Source organism: Pseudogemmobacter sp. TB195, assembly GCF_058313095.1.
In genome coordinates this window covers 1-519 of sequence record NZ_JBZEGG010000235.1, presented here as the reverse complement: position 1 = coordinate 519, position 519 = coordinate 1, and the positions used below count along the sequence as shown (strand labels likewise).

Here is a 519-nt window from a genome sequence, read left to right as displayed (position 1 = left end):
CAACCCGGTGGCGGTGGCGACGCCCTGCCATCGCATTATCCGCACCGACGGCGATGTTTCCGGCTATCGCTGGGGCGTGGCCCGCAAGCAGGCCCTGCTGGCGCGGGAGCGGGCGGCGGCGGAGAAAGAGGCGGTGGAAGAAGAGGCGGCTGGGCGGGAAACCGCCGGCGGCGGGGTTGCGGCCCCTGCGTCACGCAGGCAATCCCGGGCCGGACAGGGCGCCTCCAGCCCGTGAGGCGCGGCCAGAGCGATGAAATCAATGTTTATCCCCATAGGGATACGCGATAACCGCGCCCCCTTTCCATGACGGTTTTCCGCCATCAGGCGCAGGAGTCAGGCGGCCCTGCTGCCTGCCTCCTGCGCCTGCTTCTTGCTCTTGACTCCTGCCTGTCAGGCGGCGCTATAAAGAACAAATGGAGAACAATATCGCCTCATGCCTGACCGGGACAGAGCCGCTGGACGGAGGCCCCTCCGCGCGCCCGTCTCCGCTGCCGCTGCGGGCCGGAAGCGACAGGCGCC

The 519-nt window shown here is 68.6% G+C and carries 1 protein-coding gene; it reads left to right on the top strand.

Annotated features, from left to right (window positions below; all coding sequences use genetic code 11):
* Positions 1–235 (top strand): MGMT family protein (locus AC4FS3_RS29550; protein WP_491023505.1); only part of this gene is annotated, 235 nt, incomplete at its 5' end.
* Positions 236–519: the final 284 nt, after the last annotated feature.